The 14,777-nt window shown below is 71.8% G+C and carries 13 protein-coding genes; 4 read left to right on the top strand and 9 right to left on the bottom strand.

Features of this window, described 5'->3' with window-relative positions; translation table 11 throughout:
• Window positions 1-33 precede the first annotated feature (33 nt).
• Window positions 34-843: an ion transporter gene (locus tag AC3EO4_RS05025; protein WP_379571072.1), complete on the top strand. Its 810-nt coding sequence runs from the start codon at window positions 34-36 to the stop codon at window positions 841-843.
• Here AC3EO4_RS05025 and AC3EO4_RS05030 read toward each other — a convergent pair.
• Complete coding sequence (locus tag AC3EO4_RS05030) at window positions 816-1,427, bottom strand: AAA family ATPase (protein ID WP_431894007.1); 612 nt, start codon at window positions 1,425-1,427, stop codon at window positions 816-818. The genes AC3EO4_RS05025 and AC3EO4_RS05030 overlap by 28 nt on opposite strands.
• Window positions 1,428-1,522: 95 nt before the next feature.
• Here AC3EO4_RS05030 and AC3EO4_RS05035 point away from each other — a divergent pair, with 95 nt between their 5' ends.
• Window positions 1,523-2,452, top strand: a complete 930-nt coding sequence (locus AC3EO4_RS05035; RefSeq protein ID WP_431894009.1) for a sporulation protein — start codon at window positions 1,523-1,525, stop codon at window positions 2,450-2,452.
• Between the two features lie 50 nt (window positions 2,453-2,502).
• On the opposite strand, the gene AC3EO4_RS05040 is transcribed toward AC3EO4_RS05035, so the two are convergent.
• From AC3EO4_RS05040 to AC3EO4_RS05050, 3 genes are read right to left on the bottom strand one after another with little or no spacing between them, the layout of a single operon-like run.
• On the bottom strand, window positions 2,503-3,003 hold the full coding sequence (locus AC3EO4_RS05040) for a methylated-DNA--[protein]-cysteine S-methyltransferase (RefSeq protein ID WP_431894011.1): 501 nt from the start codon (window positions 3,001-3,003) through the stop codon (window positions 2,503-2,505).
• Window positions 3,000-4,367, bottom strand: a complete 1,368-nt coding sequence (locus AC3EO4_RS05045; RefSeq protein WP_431894013.1) for a DNA-3-methyladenine glycosylase 2 family protein — start codon at window positions 4,365-4,367, stop codon at window positions 3,000-3,002. The genes AC3EO4_RS05040 and AC3EO4_RS05045 overlap by 4 nt, the downstream gene beginning before the upstream one ends.
• A gap of 9 nt (window positions 4,368-4,376) precedes the next feature.
• Window positions 4,377-5,585: an MFS transporter gene (locus AC3EO4_RS05050; protein ID WP_379571082.1), complete on the bottom strand. Its 1,209-nt coding sequence runs from the start codon at window positions 5,583-5,585 to the stop codon at window positions 4,377-4,379.
• Window positions 5,586-5,728: 143 nt separating this feature from the next.
• Here AC3EO4_RS05050 and AC3EO4_RS05055 point away from each other — a divergent pair, with 143 nt between their 5' ends.
• Window positions 5,729-6,598, top strand: coding sequence for an ArsR/SmtB family transcription factor (locus AC3EO4_RS05055; protein ID WP_379571084.1), 870 nt, complete (start codon window positions 5,729-5,731; stop codon window positions 6,596-6,598).
• Window positions 6,599-6,723: 125 nt separating this feature from the next.
• On the opposite strand, the gene AC3EO4_RS05060 is transcribed toward AC3EO4_RS05055, so the two are convergent.
• Entirely contained in the window at window positions 6,724-8,247 is a 1,524-nt protein-coding gene (locus AC3EO4_RS05060) for an MFS transporter (protein WP_431894015.1), read from the bottom strand.
• Between the two features lie 2 nt (window positions 8,248-8,249).
• Window positions 8,250-8,669, bottom strand: a complete 420-nt coding sequence (locus AC3EO4_RS05065) for an NAD(P)H-dependent oxidoreductase (protein ID WP_379571088.1) — start codon at window positions 8,667-8,669, stop codon at window positions 8,250-8,252.
• 65 nt (window positions 8,670-8,734) lie between these two features.
• Between AC3EO4_RS05065 and AC3EO4_RS05070 the strand changes: the two genes are divergently transcribed.
• Window positions 8,735-11,944 carry an AfsR/SARP family transcriptional regulator gene (locus tag AC3EO4_RS05070; protein WP_431894017.1) on the top strand — a complete coding sequence of 1,070 codons (3,210 nt, stop codon included), beginning with the start codon at window positions 8,735-8,737 and terminating at the stop codon, window positions 11,942-11,944.
• Here AC3EO4_RS05070 and AC3EO4_RS05075 read toward each other — a convergent pair.
• The 3 genes from AC3EO4_RS05075 to AC3EO4_RS05085 all read right to left on the bottom strand — a co-directional run bounded on the left by AC3EO4_RS05075 (window position 11,902) and on the right by AC3EO4_RS05085 (window position 14,747).
• Complete coding sequence (locus tag AC3EO4_RS05075) at window positions 11,902-12,846, bottom strand: NYN domain-containing protein (protein WP_354906116.1); 945 nt, start codon at window positions 12,844-12,846, stop codon at window positions 11,902-11,904. The two genes, AC3EO4_RS05070 and AC3EO4_RS05075, sit on opposite strands and share 43 nt — an antisense overlap.
• Before the next feature lie 105 nt (window positions 12,847-12,951).
• The gene (locus AC3EO4_RS05080) at window positions 12,952-13,152 is read right to left on the bottom strand and encodes an acyl-CoA carboxylase subunit epsilon (RefSeq protein WP_379571092.1); all 201 of its coding nucleotides are present in this window, start codon (window positions 13,150-13,152) and stop codon (window positions 12,952-12,954) included.
• Complete coding sequence (locus AC3EO4_RS05085) at window positions 13,149-14,747, bottom strand: acyl-CoA carboxylase subunit beta (RefSeq protein WP_379571094.1); 1,599 nt, start codon at window positions 14,745-14,747, stop codon at window positions 13,149-13,151. The genes AC3EO4_RS05080 and AC3EO4_RS05085 overlap by 4 nt, the downstream gene beginning before the upstream one ends.
• Window positions 14,748-14,777 lie beyond the last annotated feature (30 nt).

A 14,777-nucleotide genomic window follows, 5' to 3' on the forward strand; every position in this document is an offset into this window, starting at 1 on the left:
ACGGTCCCGTTGTCGCCTCAGCAACGCGTGCGCGTGGTCCTCGAGACTCCGCTCGTCCAGCGAGCGATCATCGTCGTCATCGTGGTCAACGCGGTGACGATCGGCTGCGAGACCAGCTCCTTCCTGATGGAACGGGCCGGAGGGCTGCTGCACGCCGTCGACAGGATCGCGCTGGCGATCTTCGCGGCCGAGATCGTCGCGCGCCTGTACGCCTACGGCAGGAAGTTCTTCGCCGACCCGTGGAACTGGTTCGACACCGTGATCGTGGTGATCGCGCTGGTGCCCGCCTCCGGACCCACCTCGGTGCTGAGGGCGCTGCGCATCCTCAGGGCACTGCGCCTGGTGTCGGCGGTGCCCAGCATGCGCCGTGTGGTCGGCGCGCTGCTGGCCGCGGTGCCGGGGATGGCCTCCATCATCGGCCTGCTGGTGCTGATGGTCTACATCGCCGCGGTGATCGCCACCAAGCTCTTCGGCGAGATCGTGCCCGAGCGTTTCGACGAGCTGCCCCGATCGCTGTTCACGCTCTTCCAGATCATGACGGGCGACGACTGGGGCAACGTCGCGCAGGAGGTGATGAAGGAGAAGCCGTGGGCGTGGCTGTTCTTCATCGCCTACATCCTGATGTCGACCTTCGTCGCGCTCAACCTGTTCATCGCGGTCGTGGTCAACGCCATGAACGACACCGAGCCGTCCACCGCGGAGGCACGGACACAGGCCGAGCTCGCGGAGGTGAAGGAGGACCTCGCCGCGCTGCACGCCAAGCTCGACCAGCTCCTGCTACGGCAGGAACGCGAGGCCGCCGTGCCCGCGGGCCGTCAGCCGTCGGAGAGCGCCAACCCCTGACGGTCGCCGAAGGCGATGCGCGTCAGCCGGTCGGCGCCCGCGCGGTCGAGCACGTGCGCGCCCTTCGCGGGATTCGGATCGCCGGCCCGCACCTGGCCGAGCAGCGCGTGCCAGTGTCGCCGGTGGCGGGTGAAGGTCGTGGTCGCCACGACCCTGCCCCTGGCGTACTGCCCGGCGAGCGCGACATCCGGTGGCGCGTCGAGGAGCAGCAGGTGCAGCTCCGCGCGGTGACGCCGGGCCAGCCACGCGAACGCTCGCAGCACGCGGGGCCCGCAGCCCCTGTTGTGCGCGATCACGGGACCGCCCACGCTCAGGCCGCGCCTGATCCGCCACACGTGCGTGGCGAACACCACGCCGGTGCCTACCGGCTTGGGCGCCCAGCGCAGCCGACCGGTCCATCGGGCACGCGACTGCTGGGAGTCGATCACCGTCACCCGGCCCGCCGTGAACGGGACGCTCTCGGTGCCGTCCATGCCGTACAGGCGGCGCAGGAGAGTCGTTTTGCCCGCGCCTGGCAGGCCCGTGACGATCACCAGTGAGTTGGCGGGATAGCGCAGGGTCTCGATCGCCCCTTGGACGGTCATGCGCGCCAGCATACGTCCCGCGATCAGGAACCGGCTCCGGACCTTGATCGTTGTGGCCTGAGGTGCACCATCCAACTCGACAGGGAGAACAAGCCGTGGTCTTCAAGCGGATGCTGGGCGCGTTCGGCGTCGGCGCCCCCACAGTGGACACCGTCCTCACCACCCCGCGGATCCAGCCGGGCGGGCGGCTGTCCGGTGAAGTACGGCTCACGGGCGGCGACTTCGACGCCGAGATCGAGCACGTCACGCTCGGCCTGGTCGCCAGGGTCGAGATCGAGCACGGCGAGGGCGAGGGGAGCGGCGTCGGCGAGTTCTTCCGCACGACGGTGTCAGGGCCCTTCACACTGGCCAAGGGCGAGGACAGGACGCTCGCGTTCACGGTGGCGGTGCCGTGGGAGACCCCGCTCACCGAGGTGGGCGGCCGTCCGCTGACGGGCATGGCCGTGGGGGTGCGCACGGAGTTGGCCATCGCCAAGGCCGTCGACAAGGGCGACCTCGACCCGGTCGCGGTCGAGCCGCTGCCCTCCCAGCTGCGCGTGCTGGAGGCGTTCCCGCAGCTCGGCTTCCAGTTCAGGTCCGCCGACCTCGAGGTCGGCAGCCTGTACGGCGTGCGCCAGGAGCTGCCCTTCTACCAGGAGATCGAGTTCTATGCCCCGGGCGGCGGCGAGGCCGAGCTGACCTTCGTCGCCGACGAGGGCGGCCTCGAGATCGTCCTGGAGTCAGGGGGCCGCTCGGGAGACGCGATCGGCCGCTTCCACGTCACCCACGAGGAGGCCCTGCGCCGCGACTGGGCAGGGGAGATCGACCGCTGGATGGCCCAGCTGTCGCAGTCCTCCCACCATGGCCACCATGGTCATCACGGTTACGACCACGACGACCACGGTCATGGCGGTCCCGGCTTCGGGGCCGTGACAGCGGGCGCCGCCGCCGGCGTGGTCGGCGGGCTCGTCATGGGCGAGGCCATCGAGGAGATCTTCGAAGGCGACGGGGTCGACGGGGGCGACGGGGGCGACGGCGACTGGTGACCCGGCTCTGACGCCCCGGCTCGGATCGCCGCCGAGCCGGGGCCGGCGGCTCACGCCTTGCCGGACTCGTGCGCCAGCAGCCACTCCTTGACCGGCACGCCGTAGTAGTAGCCACCGAATCCGCCCGTGCTCGGCAGCACCCTGTGGCAGGGCACGAACGGGGCGATCAGGTTCTGGGCGCAGGCCGAGCCCGCCGCCCGCGCCGCGGTCCTCGGCATGCCCGCCCGCTCGGCCAGCTCCGCGTACGACACCGTGGTCCCAGGCTTGACCTCTCGCAGAGTCTGGTGCAGCCGCTTGCGGGTGGGGGTGCCAGGCTGCTCGACAGGGACGGCGTCGAGCGCCTCGAGGTCGCCCGCCAGGTAGGCCCGCACCGCTTCCGCGGGCGCGCCCAGGTCCTCCACGACGTCGAGGCCGAGCTCCCGCAGCTCGGGCGAGAGCCGTACGAACATGTCGGTGGGGTCGGCGGTGAACCCCGCGGCGACGATCACGCCGTCGCGCGCCAGCAGCGCGAGCGGGCCGACAGGGGTGGGCAGCAGCTGCGCTTCGATCATGAAGAGCTCCAGAGGTGAAGGGCGGCGTAGGCCCGCCAGGGCCGCCACCGCTCGAGGTGGTCCTGAGGGATGCCGAGCGCGGCCATGCGCTTGACCAGGACGAGGTCGCCCGAAGGCCACGCGTCGGGGTCGCGCAGCGCGCGCAGCGAGATGTAGCCGGCGGTCCACGGGCCGATGCCCGGCACCTTGAGCAGGTCGGCGACCGCGTCGGCGGGATCCTGCCCGCCGTCGAGGTCGATGTCGCCCGCGGCGACCCGGCCCGCCAGGTCCCCTAGCGTGGCCACCCGCCTGGTGGTCATGCCGAGCCCCGACAGGTCCATGTCCGCCATCTGCGCGGCCGAGGGGAAACCGGCCGCCCTGTCCACGATCCTGCCCAGCAGCGTCCTGGCGCCCGCGACCGAGATCTGCTGTCCGACGATCGCCCTGACGGCCAGCTCGAACCCGTCGAACGCGCCTGGGACGCGCAGCCCCGGCCGCGCGGCCACCAGCGGGGCCAGCGACGTCGAGCCGAGCGCCTCGCTGATCGCGGCGGGATCGGCGTCGAGGTCGAGCAGCCTGCGGCAGCGCGCCACGACCCTGGCCAGATGCCTGGTGTCGTCGAGCGAGGCGTCGAGCAGGACGTGCCCGTCGCCGGGCGTCAGCGTGATCGAGCCGCCCTGCACCACCCGGTGGTAGGACCCGTTCTCGATCCGCTCCAGCCCGGGGATCGCACGCGCGGCCAGGAACGCGAACAACCCCTCCACGTCGTACGGTTCCCGCCAGTTCAGCCTGAGCCTGAGCGCGGCGGGGGCGCCCGGCCGGTGCGCGGTGGCGCGCATCTCCGACGGCGTGAAGCCGTACGTCTCCTGCATGGTGGCGTTGAACTGCCGCACGCTGCCGAACCCCGCCGCGAACGCCACCTCCGTCACGGGGAGCGCCGTCTCCGTCAACAGCTGCTTGGCCAGCAGCAGCCGCTTGGTGCGGGCCACCGCCAGCGGCCCGACGCCCAGCTCGCCGACGAACAGCCGGTGCAGGTGCCGCTCGGTGATGTGCAGCCTCGTCGCCAGCCCCGCGACGCCGTGGTCGTCGGCCGCGCCGTCGTCGATCAGCCGCAGCGCCCGCCCCACCAGGTCGCCGCGCACGTCCCAGCCGGGGTCACCTGGCGACAGCTCGGGGCGGCACCGCTTGCACGGCCTGAACCCCGCGGCCTCGGCGGAGGCGGCGTGCCGGTAGAAGCGTACGTTGCGGGACGCGGGGGTGCGCGCGGGGCAGATCGGCCTGCAGTAGATGCCTGTCGTCTTCACCGCCGTGTAGAAGCGCCCGTCGAACCTGGCGTCGCGCGCGGACACCGCGCGGTAGCAGGCGTCGAAGTCCAACGTTTCCATGCCACGACGCTATCGCCTGCTGGACACCCCCAACTGGCGGATTTCGGACCTCACCGTGATCAGCGGCACCCACGACAGCGCCATCAGGATCGCGCCGGCCCACAGCGTCGCGCGCACCCCCCACAGCTCGCCGACGCCCGCGGCGAGCAGCCCGCCGAGGCCCACCGCGCCCATCAGGATGACCTGCATGATCGAGGTCATCCTGCCGAGCATGTGATCGGGCGTGAGCTGCTGCCTGAAGCTCACCAGCAGCACGTTGTTCACGCCCGTGCGCACGGACTGGACGAAGAGGCCCGCGGCCGCCGCCCAGATCCAGACCCCGTGGTCCAGCAGCGGCACCAGCAGGGAGAACGGCGCGGTCAGCACCCCGAGCAGCCACACCGCGCGGCCTTGCCCGAGCCACCTGGCGAACAGGTGCGCGCACGCCGACCCCACGAGCGACCCCACGCCACTGGCCGCGAGGAACGCGCCGAACACCCACTCGGGGAAGGCGAGCTCCCGGATCAGCAGCACCGGCAGCAACACCGTGGCCAGCGGGAACCCGAGGTTCACCATCGCCCCCTGCGCCGCGATCGACACCAGCACCCTGTTCCCGAACAGGAACCGCAACCCTTCACGAAGCTGCCGTACGACCGGCTCCCGTACGGCCGGCGGCGGCTCCACCGCCCTGATCCCCCGCAGCCACCACGCCGACCACACGTACGTCACCGCGTCGAGCAGCAGGACCAGCGGAGCCCCCAGCACCTGGGTGAGCACGCCGGAGACGCTGCGCCCCGTGATGTACATCGCCGAGTTCGTCCCCACGAGCAACGAGTTCGCGGAGGTCAGCCGGTCACGGCCGACCAGGGCGGGCACCATGCTGTGCGAGGCCACGTCGAAGAACAGGGTGCCGATGCCCGACACGATCGCGACCAGGTAGAGCTGCTCCATCGTCAGCGCGTCCAGCCACCAGGCGGCCGCGACGGTGGCCAGCGCAGCCGCGCGCACCACGTCCATCGTCACCATGACGGGGCGCCGCCGTACCCGGTCGACCCACACCCCGGCGGGCAGGCCCATGACCAGCACGACCAGCGTCGCCAGCGAGCTGAGCAGGCCGACCTCGCCCGGGCTCGCGTCGAGCGCGGTCACGGCCAGCAGCGGCAGCGCGACGTAGGAGAGTTGCGTGCCGAACTGGCTGCCGAACGCGGCCACGTACAGCCGCCGGAAGTCGGGGTTCATGCCTGGCACGATGCCGGTCGGGATGGTCTAATGGCGACGAATTAAGGAGAGAGCTAATCGAACTGACCTTTACCGTCCAGGACATCGCGAACACGCGCTTCGCCCTCTCGCCGTTGTGGGAGGTCGTCGCCAGCGTCAGGGTGGTGAAGGAGCCCACGGGGATCAACCGCCGCTGGGCCGGCCAGGTACGCCGCCGGCTGGCGGACGTGGACTGGCGGCTGCTGTCCGATCTCGTGCCCGTGCCCACGATCTCGCTCGTCGCCTTCATCGCGCCGCCGCCCACCACGTCGCTGCCCGACCTGGAACTGGAGCTGGCGGGCATGCTCTCGCGCGCCGCCGACGTCCGCGCCGAACTCGACGCGTGGGACGTCGCCCGCACCCCGCGGCTGCAGGCGCTCCACGACGACCCTGAGGCGGGGCTCGTACGGCTGGCCGACGAGATCAGGGCGTACTGGGCGGCGGCCATCGAACCGTACTGGCCGCGCATCCGCGCGCTCCTGGAAGGCGACCTGCTCTACCGCGCCCGCGTCCTGGCCGAAGGAGGGGTGCACGGCATGCTGGCCGATCTCGACGCGAACGTGAGCTGGCAGGGCGAGCGGCTCCGTCTCGCGCACCGCTTCTGCCAGGGCGTCAGGCCCCTCGACGGGCGCGGGCTGCTGCTGGTGCCCTCCGTCTTCGTGTGGCCGCGCATCTTCTCGATCACGGTGCCGCCGTTCCAGCCGACGCTGCGCTACCCGCCTCGGGGGATCGCGACGCTGTGGGAGAGCGAGCGGAGGGACCCGCCTGCGGCGCTGGCGGCGGTGCTCGGGTCGACCAGGGCCAGGCTGCTGGCCGAGTTGGACCAGCCCGCGTCGACCCGGGACCTCGCGGCCAGGGCCGGGCTGTCGGAACCGGGAGCGAACCAGCACCTGACGGCCCTGAAGAAGGCGGGCCTGTGCAGCTCGCACCGCACGGGCCGCTACGTCCTGTACGCCCGCACCGCCGTCGCCGAGGCCCTCCTGAACCCCACCTGACCGGTGTCCCCCGGGACGCGTCCGGCTCGACTCGAAACCCCAAGCCCAGCCAGGTGGCCGGGCTGGGTTCGGGACGACCCCGGCCGGAGTCCGGTGTGTCCTCCGACTCCGGCCGGGGAAGCGCGTCATGCTCCCGTCAGGACCTCCTCCCGCTCCACCGGCGCGGGAGCCGCCGTGGGAGGGACCCGCCGCAGCAGCGTCACCGCCAGCACCGCCGCGCCCACAGTGAGCACCGCCGCGACCGCCCCTGCCACGTTCAGCCCGCTGGTGAAAGCCGCCCGCGCCGCCTCGGCGAGCGCCGCACCCTCCGCCGAGGGCAGGTCCGAGGCCGCCGCGAGCGCACCCGAGATGGTGTCGGCAGACCCCGCGGGCATCTCGCTCCGGTAGACGACCGTGCCGATGGTGCCCAGCAGCGCGATCCCGAGCGAGACGCCGAGGTCGCTGGCCGTCGTGTTCACCGCCGACGCGGCGCCTGCCTTCTCGGGAGGAGCGGCGCCGATCACCAGGTTCGTGGTCAGCGCCATCGTGGGCGCGATGCCCGGGTAGAGGATGTAGAACCCGGTGATGAGCAGCGGCAGCCCCGACACGCTGCCCACCTGGGTTAGCACCAGGTACCCGAGCGCCGACAGCAGCGCCCCCGCCGCCACGACGTACGCGGGCCGAACCCGGCGCGCGATCATCGGCGACAGCGTCGAGACCGCCACGAGCGCGAGCGCGGCGGGCAGGATCCACAGGCCCGCCTGCAGCGGCGACAGCTGGGCCACGAGCTGCAGGTACTGGGTGAAGAGCAGGTAGACCCCGCCGAGCGCGATCGCCGAGAGCAGGAAGACGCCCAGCGCGCCGCTGAAGGTGCGGTTGGCGAACAGGCGCATGTCGAGCAGCGGGTTGTCGAGACGGAGCTGGCGGCGGGCGAAGACCGTCGCGAAGACGAGGCCCGCGACGAGCGACACGAGCGCGGCCGCCGACAGGCCGGCCTTGGCCAGCTCCTTCACCCCGTAGACGATCGGCAGCAGCGTCGCCATCGACAGCAGCACGCTCGGCACGTCGGCCCTGCCCGCGCGCGGCGCCCGGTACTCGGGCACCAGGGCGGGCGCGGCGATCAGCACGACGGCCATGACGGGCACGCCCGCCAGCAGCGCGGCACCCCACCAGTACGACTCCAGGAGCAGCCCGCCGACGAGCGGGCCGACGGCGACGCCGACCGAGACGGAGGCGGCCCACATGCCGATCGCGCTCGCCCGCTGCCTGTCGTCCCTGAACATGTTGCTGATCAGCGAGAGCGTGGACGGCATGACGGCCGCGGCGCCGATTCCCATCACCGCGCGGGCGGCGATCAACAGCTCGGCGCCGGGCGCGAACGCCGCGGCGGCGGAGGCGACGCCGAACGCGGCGGCGCCGAACAGCAGCACCTTGCGCCGGCCGATCCTGTCGCCGACGGTGCCCATGGCCACCAGCAGTCCGGCCATCATGAACCCGTAGATGTCATTGATCCACAGCAACTCGGCGCTGCTGGGCCGCAGGTCGGCCGCGATGTGCGGGGTGGCCAGGAACAGCACCGTCATCGCCAGGAACAGCAGCACGGTGGGCAGGAGCAGCACGGCGAGGCCGAGCCACTGCCTGGCCCCCGCACGGGGGGTGGGCACAGACATGATCACTTCTCTCTCTTCAGAAGGGACAACACGCGGTCGGCCGAGCCGCGCCGGCCGTACCTGATGACCTCGTTCACGGTCACCGCGAAGACGGGCCGCAGCCGGGCGGCGGCGCCCTGGTCGTCGTCGCGGCCGGCGAAGGCCGCGGGCCTGGCCCGCCACTGCGGCGCGTACCAGGTGGCCAGCGAGTCGGGGAAGCACGCGGGGCGCACCACCACGAACGCGTCGGCCGCGGCCAGCCACGGCAGCAGATCGCGTACGGCAGGCGGCGTCGGCACCTCGCTCGAGCACACCTCGGGCAACCCCGCCACCTCGAGGTCGAGCAGGTCCACCTCGAAGCCGTGCGGGCAGGCGAGATGCCACAGCCATTCGGCCACTTCCAGCCCGTCGGCCCCGCCGCCGATGATGAACGCGAGTCGCATGTCCCACACCTTGCGGCGAAGGACTCCAGAAACCCTTCGGACAGGCTTTGGGTACTGTTTGCGGCATGCGCTTCGGGGTGCTCGGTCCGCTGGCCGTGTGGACGTCAGAGAGCAGGCCGGTCAGGATCCCCGAGCTGAAGGTCCGCGCGCTGCTGGCCGAGCTGATCGTGTCGGCGGGCACGGTGGTGCCCGCGGACCGGCTGATCGACCACCTGTGGGGCGAGAGCCTCCCCGTGAACCCGTCGGCGTCGCTGCAGACCAGGGTCTCCCAGCTGCGCAGGGTGCTGGAGGACGCCGAGGAGGGGGCGCGGCGGCTGGTGGTCTCCCGCGCGCCCGGCTACCTGCTCGACGTGCGGCCCGACGCCGTCGACACGGGCCGCTTCCAGGCCCTCGTCGCCCGGTCCCGTACGGCGGGCACCCCACGCGCCCGCGCCGACCTGCTGGGCGACGCGCTCGCGCTGTGGCGGGGACCGGCGCTGATCGAGTTCGCCGACGGGGACTTCGCAGGACCGGAGATCGCCAGGCTGGACGAGCTGCGCCTCGCGGCGATGGAGGAGCGGGCCGAGGCCAGGCTGGAGCTGGGCGAGCACGCCGTCCTGGCGGGCGAGCTCGGCGACCTGGTGACCCGCCATCCGCTGCGCGAGCGGCTGCGCGCCGTCCACCTGCGGGCCCTCTACCGGTCGGGACGGCAGAGCGAGGCCCTGGACGGCTTCCGCGACCTGCGCGAACGCCTCGCCGACGAGCTGGGCGTCGACCCGAGCCGCGAGCTGGCGACGCTCCACCAGGCCATGCTCAGGCAGGATCCTTCGCTGGACGCGGTGCCCGCCGCGCCGCCGCCCACCAACCTGCCCGCCCCGCTCAGCGACCTGGTCGGACGGGCGCAGGCGCTCACCGAGGTGGCGACGCTGCTCGACAAGGGCCGCCTGGTGACGCTGACCGGGCCTGGCGGCGTGGGCAAGACCAGCCTCGCGCTGGAGACGGCGAGGCGGCTGGCGGGTTCCTTCGCCGATGGCGCCTGGCTGGTCGAGCTCGGCTCGCTGCCCGCCCTGACGTCGGACGACGCCGCCTGCCGTACGCGCAGGGTCGAGGAGGCGGTGGCGGCCGTGCTCGGCGTGCGCGACGAGAGCGGCACGCTCAGCCTGGCCGAGTCGCTGCGCGGCAGGCAGATGCTGCTCGTTCTCGACAACTGCGAGCACGTGCTCGCTCCCGTGGCCGAGCTGGCGGGGAGACTGCTGCGGGCCGTGCAGGGGCTGCGGGTCGTGGCCACCAGCAGGCGGCCGCTGGGCCTCGCGGGCGAGCGGCTGTGGCAGGTCCCGCCGCTGGCCACGCCCAGCGCGGTGCGGCTGTTCGAGGCACGGGCGATGGCGCGCACGCCGGGCTTCGCCGTCGACGAGGGCAACGAGAAGGCGGTCGCCGCCATCTGCGAGCGGCTGGACGGGATCCCGCTCGCGCTGGAGCTGGCGGCCACCAGGGTGCGCGCGCTCGGCGTCCACGAGCTCGCCGCGCGCCTGGGCGTGCTCACCCCGGGGCGGGACGGCGCGCGCGGCACGCGACCTCGGACGCTCGACGGGTTCAAGGTGCTGGCCGAGGGCGGGAACGACGCGCCCGCCAGGCAGCGGACGTTGCGCGCGGTCATCGACTGGAGCTGGGACCTGCTCGGTGACGCCGAGCGGGCGGTGCTCCGCAGGCTGGCCGTCCACGCGGGCGGGTGCACGCTGCGCGCCGCGGAGGCCGTCGGCGGCGGCGCAGGGCTGGATGTCGTCGACCTGATGGCGGGCCTGGTCGACCACTCCCTGGTCACGGTCTCGACCGGCGCGGAGCCGCGCTACCGGCTCCTCGAATCGGTGGCCGCCTACTGCCGTGAACGCCTGGCGGAGGCGGGCGAGCTGGAGGAGATCGAGCGGCGGCACCTGCGCCACTACACCGAGCTGGCCGTCTCGGCCGAGCCGTACCTGAGGGGGCCCGAGCAGCGGGAGTGGCTGGCCAGGCTGGACGCCGAGAGCGCCAACCTGCGCGCCGCCCTCGACGCCGCCGTACGGCACGGCGGCGCGCCGCGCCTGGTCAACGCGCTGGCCTGGTACTGGGTACTGCGCGGGCGCCTGGGCGAGGGCCGCAGGTGGCTGGCCGCGGCCGTGGCGGCGGGCGGTCCCGGCGACGAGACGGGCACCACTCGCGTCTGGCTGAGCGCGTTCGCGCTGCGCATGGGCGAGGTGCTGGCCACCGGGACCGGCGAGCGGCCCGGCGACCTCGAAGGGCTGGCCGGGCGGGCCAGAGCCGAGTGGTTCCTCGCGCTGACCAGGCTCGGGGTGGGTGACGCCAAGCAGGGCGAGGACGAGATCGAGCGGATCCTCGACCTGTTCCGCGCCATCGGCGACGACTGGGGCGTGGCGGCCGCGCTCAGCACCCGCTCCAGGCAGGCGCTCGTGCGCGGCGACCTGCGGGCGATGGAGGCCGACGGCAGGCGGAGCATGACCATGTTCACCGCGCTCGGCGACCGCTGGGGCCGGCTGCACAACACGCTGACGCTGGGCGCGCACGCCGAGTACGTCGGCGACTACCCGCGCGCGGCGAGCACCCACACGGACGGCCTGCGCATCGCCGAGGAGCTCGGCCTGTGGAGCGAGGTCGCGGACAAACTGTCGGAGCTCGGCAGGATCGCGCTGCTGGAAGGCGAGCACGCCAGGGCCGACGACCTGCACGAGCGGGCCGGCCGCCTGGCGAAGGAGCAGGGCTACACGATCGGTGAGGAGTACGCCGCGCTCGGACTCGCCCTCGGCGCCCGCCGCCAGGGCAGGCTGGAGGTGGCGGAGGCGCACCTGCGCACGTGGCTGGCGTGGAACCGTCAGGTCGACTCAGCCATCGCGATGGCGCTGATCCTGGCCGAGCTCGGCTTCGTCGCCGAACTGCGCGGCGACCTGGACGCCGCGCTCGCCCTGCATCTTGAAGGGCTCGCCGCCGCACGCGAGAGCGGCGGCTCACGCAGCGTCGCCCTCGCCTATGAGGGGCTGGCGGGCGCGCACGCGGCCAAGGGCCGCCCAGCGGAGGCGGCCCGCCTGCTCGGCGCGGCGGCGGCGATCAGGGAGTCGGTGGGCGCGCCGCTGCCCCCGGCCGAGCGTGGCGACGTCGACAGGATCACCGCCGCCGCGGTGGCGGCGCTCGGGCAGGAGCGCTTCGGCCTGGAGTACGAGACGTCGCGCGCCGACCTGCCCGCGGCCCTCAGTGGCGAGGGACTCTACTTGGAGGAGACCCCCACGCCCAGGTCGAACTCGCGGTAGACGCGCGCCCAGAACCCGTCGCGCAGCCACACCCGTGCCTCAGGGTAGGGCCGCAGCGAGTGGCCGAGCTCCTTCTCCGCCTCGATGAGCAGTTCGGTGTCGATGACCGTCGGCAGGATCGGCCCCGGAAGCAGGTCCCTGATGTTGTCGCGACCGCGGGTGAGTATCCACTTCTGTGCCACGTGCTCGCCGACGTCCTCCACCCTGGGCCTGGACGGCCCGAGCTTGGCCACCTGGCCGGGCTTGACGTGCGGCTTCGGCGCGGCCGTACGGCCGGCGAAGACCTGCGCGGGCGACGGGGCCGTGACCGGCGGTACCACCGCCACGGGCTGCGGCGCACGGCTGAAAAACGGCCTCAGGAAGTCAGCGGAGATCACTTCGACGGTGTCGGACTCCCACACCAGGCGCTCGGCCTGGTTGGTGCCGTACGGCGGCTCGACGCCCCACAGGTGGATCCGCACGCCGTAGGCCTGGGCGGCCTCGACCGCGGGCACCATGTCCTCATCGCCCGCCAGCAGGATCGTGTCCGTCACCGCGTGATGCCTGGCCAGCGCCTCAAGGTCGCTCCTGATCTGGGCGTCAACGCCTTTCTGCTGGCCACGCGCGTTCAGATTGCCAAGCCGTACCTTCACCCAGGGAAGCTGGGCGATGACCCGCTGGTCAACGGTGGGCACACGGTCACGGGCGGCGTCATACCAATAGATCCGCAGGAGTTCGCCAGAAATACGTTGCTCCGCATGCTTCTGCAACGATTGGATGAGCTCATCGGCGGCAACCCGGTATTCCTTGCGCTCCTTGGCGCCGAGCAGTACTTCACCTGCCGCGGCATAGAGATAACCGACGTCCACAAGGACGGCGTACTTCGCCGCGACAGGGTGCGGCGTGAGGTCTGGGATGGCCATGTCGTCCTCCAGGCCGCGGTGCTCGTTGATCGGCTGACTATATACGCCTACTTTTCTAGATAGTCCCAACTCCCGGCGAACTTGACACCCGTTTCTCAGGATCCTCTAGGGCAAGGCGCTGTTTCGCCACGCCGACTTCCCAGGTACGAGCGGTTTACGCATGGTTCTGACCGGGTTTCGCCACGATTGGCGTTGTGGCTCCGGACGAAGATCGGGCTCGGCGTGTCGGGAAGCCAGAACCACCACCAGAGCCGCGATCTCCTCGGCGGTCGCGTTACCGCGAATAATTCGCAGATGAGACGTCATAGCGGGATGTTCCCATGTTTCTTCGGGGGCAGCGACGCCCGCTTGTTCCGCAGCGCGCGCAGCGCCCTGATGACCTGGACCCTGGTATCGGACGGCCGGATCACGGCGTCGACGTAGCCGCGCTCGGCGGCGAGGAACGGGTTGGCCAGAGTGTCCTCGTACTCGGTGACCAATCTGGCGCGCTCGGCGTCAGGGTCGTCGGCCCCGGCCAGCTCCCGCCGGTAGAGGATGTTGACCGCGCCCTGCGCGCCCATGACCGCGATCTGCGCGGTGGGCCAGGCCAAGTTGATGTCGGCGCCGAGGTGTTTGGAGCCCATGACGTCGTAGGCGCCGCCGTAAGCCTTGCGGGTGATGACCGTGACCAGCGGCACGGTGGCCTCGGCGTACGCATACAGCAGCTTGGCGCCCCGCCTGATGATTCCGTTCCATTCCTGGTCGGTGCCCGGCAGGAAACCCGGAACATCGACAAATGTCAACACGGGGATATTGAAAGCATCACAAGTGCGTACGAATCTTGCGGCCTTTTCGGATGCGGCAATATCGAGCGTTCCAGCGAAACTCATCGGCTGGTTGGCGACGATCCCGACCGAGCGGCCCTCGACCCTGCCGAAACCCACCACGATGTTCGGCGCGAACAGGGCGTGGACCTCAAGGAACTCGCCCTCGTCGAGCACGTGCTCGACGACCGTGCGCATGTCGTAGGGCTGGTTGGCCGAGTCGGGGATCAGCGTGTCGAGCTCGCGGTCCTCCTCGCTGACCTCCAGCTCGGCGTCGGCCTCGTAGGCCGGCGCCTCGTCCAGGTTGTTGGACGGCAGGTAGGACAGCAGCGCCCTGGCCAGGTCGAGGCAGTCGGCCTCGTCGGCCGCCTCGAAGTGCGCGACGCCCGACTTGGAGTTGTGCGTGTGGGCCCCGCCGAGCTCCTCGAAGCTCACCTCCTCGCCCGTGACCGTCTTGATCACGTCGGGGCCGGTGATGAACATGTGCGACTTCTCCTGAACCATCAGGATGAAGTCGGTCAGAGCAGGGGAGTAGACCGCCCCGCCCGCGCAGGGGCCCATGACCAGGGAGATCTGCGGGACCACGCCCGAAGCGTGCACGTTGCGCTTGAAGATCTCGGCGAACAGGCCGAGCGCGACCACGCCCTCCTGGATCCTGGCCCCTCCGCCGTCGTTGATGCCGACGATCGGGCAGCCGACCTTGAGCGCGTGGTCCATGACCTTGACGATCTTCTCGCCGTAGACCTCGCCGAGCGAGCCGCCGAAGACCGTGAAGTCCTGGCTGTAGACGGCCACGGGCCGGCCGTCCACGGTGCCGTGGCCGGTGACCACCCCGTCGCCGTACGGCCTGTTGTTCTCGATCCCGAAGGCCGTCGCCCGGTGCCTGGCGAACTCGTCGAACTCGACGAAGGACCCCTCGTCGAGGAAGGCCGCCAGGCGCTCGCGGGCGGTCATCTTGCCCTTGGCGTGCTGCTTCTCCACGGCGCGGGCCGAGCCGGCGTGCACGGCCTCGTCCTGCCGCCGCTCGAAGTCGGCGAGCTTGCCCGCGGTGGTGTGGATGTCGATCTCTGGGGGCTCGGACGGCAGTGCGGCACTCATGTCCGTAAGACTAGTCCTGGGATCAAGACT

The sequence above is a fragment of the Nonomuraea sp. bgisy101 genome, from assembly GCF_057708945.1.

Bases quoted from the DNA above. Each gene is read 5' to 3' on its own strand.
- AC3EO4_RS05065 (WP_379571088.1), bottom strand. From the start codon at position 8,669: ATGCGACTCGCGTTCATCATCGGCGGCGGGGCCGACGGGCTGGAAGTG.
- AC3EO4_RS05070 (WP_431894017.1), top strand. From the start codon at position 8,735: ATGCGCTTCGGGGTGCTCGGTCCGCTGGCCGTGTGGACGTCAGAGAGC.
- AC3EO4_RS05045 (WP_431894013.1), bottom strand. From the start codon at position 4,367: ATGGAAACGTTGGACTTCGACGCCTGCTACCGCGCGGTGTCCGCGCGC.
- AC3EO4_RS05030 (WP_431894007.1), bottom strand. From the start codon at position 1,427: ATGACCGTCCAAGGGGCGATCGAGACCCTGCGCTATCCCGCCAACTCA.
- AC3EO4_RS05075 (WP_354906116.1), bottom strand. From the start codon at position 12,846: ATGGCCATCCCAGACCTCACGCCGCACCCTGTCGCGGCGAAGTACGCC.
- AC3EO4_RS05040 (WP_431894011.1), bottom strand. From the start codon at position 3,003: ATGATCGAAGCGCAGCTGCTGCCCACCCCTGTCGGCCCGCTCGCGCTG.
- AC3EO4_RS05085 (WP_379571094.1), bottom strand. From the start codon at position 14,747: ATGAGTGCCGCACTGCCGTCCGAGCCCCCAGAGATCGACATCCACACC.
- AC3EO4_RS05050 (WP_379571082.1), bottom strand. From the start codon at position 5,585: ATGAACCCCGACTTCCGGCGGCTGTACGTGGCCGCGTTCGGCAGCCAG.
- AC3EO4_RS05080 (WP_379571092.1), bottom strand. From the start codon at position 13,152: ATGACGTCTCATCTGCGAATTATTCGCGGTAACGCGACCGCCGAGGAG.
- AC3EO4_RS05060 (WP_431894015.1), bottom strand. From the start codon at position 8,247: ATGTCTGTGCCCACCCCCCGTGCGGGGGCCAGGCAGTGGCTCGGCCTC.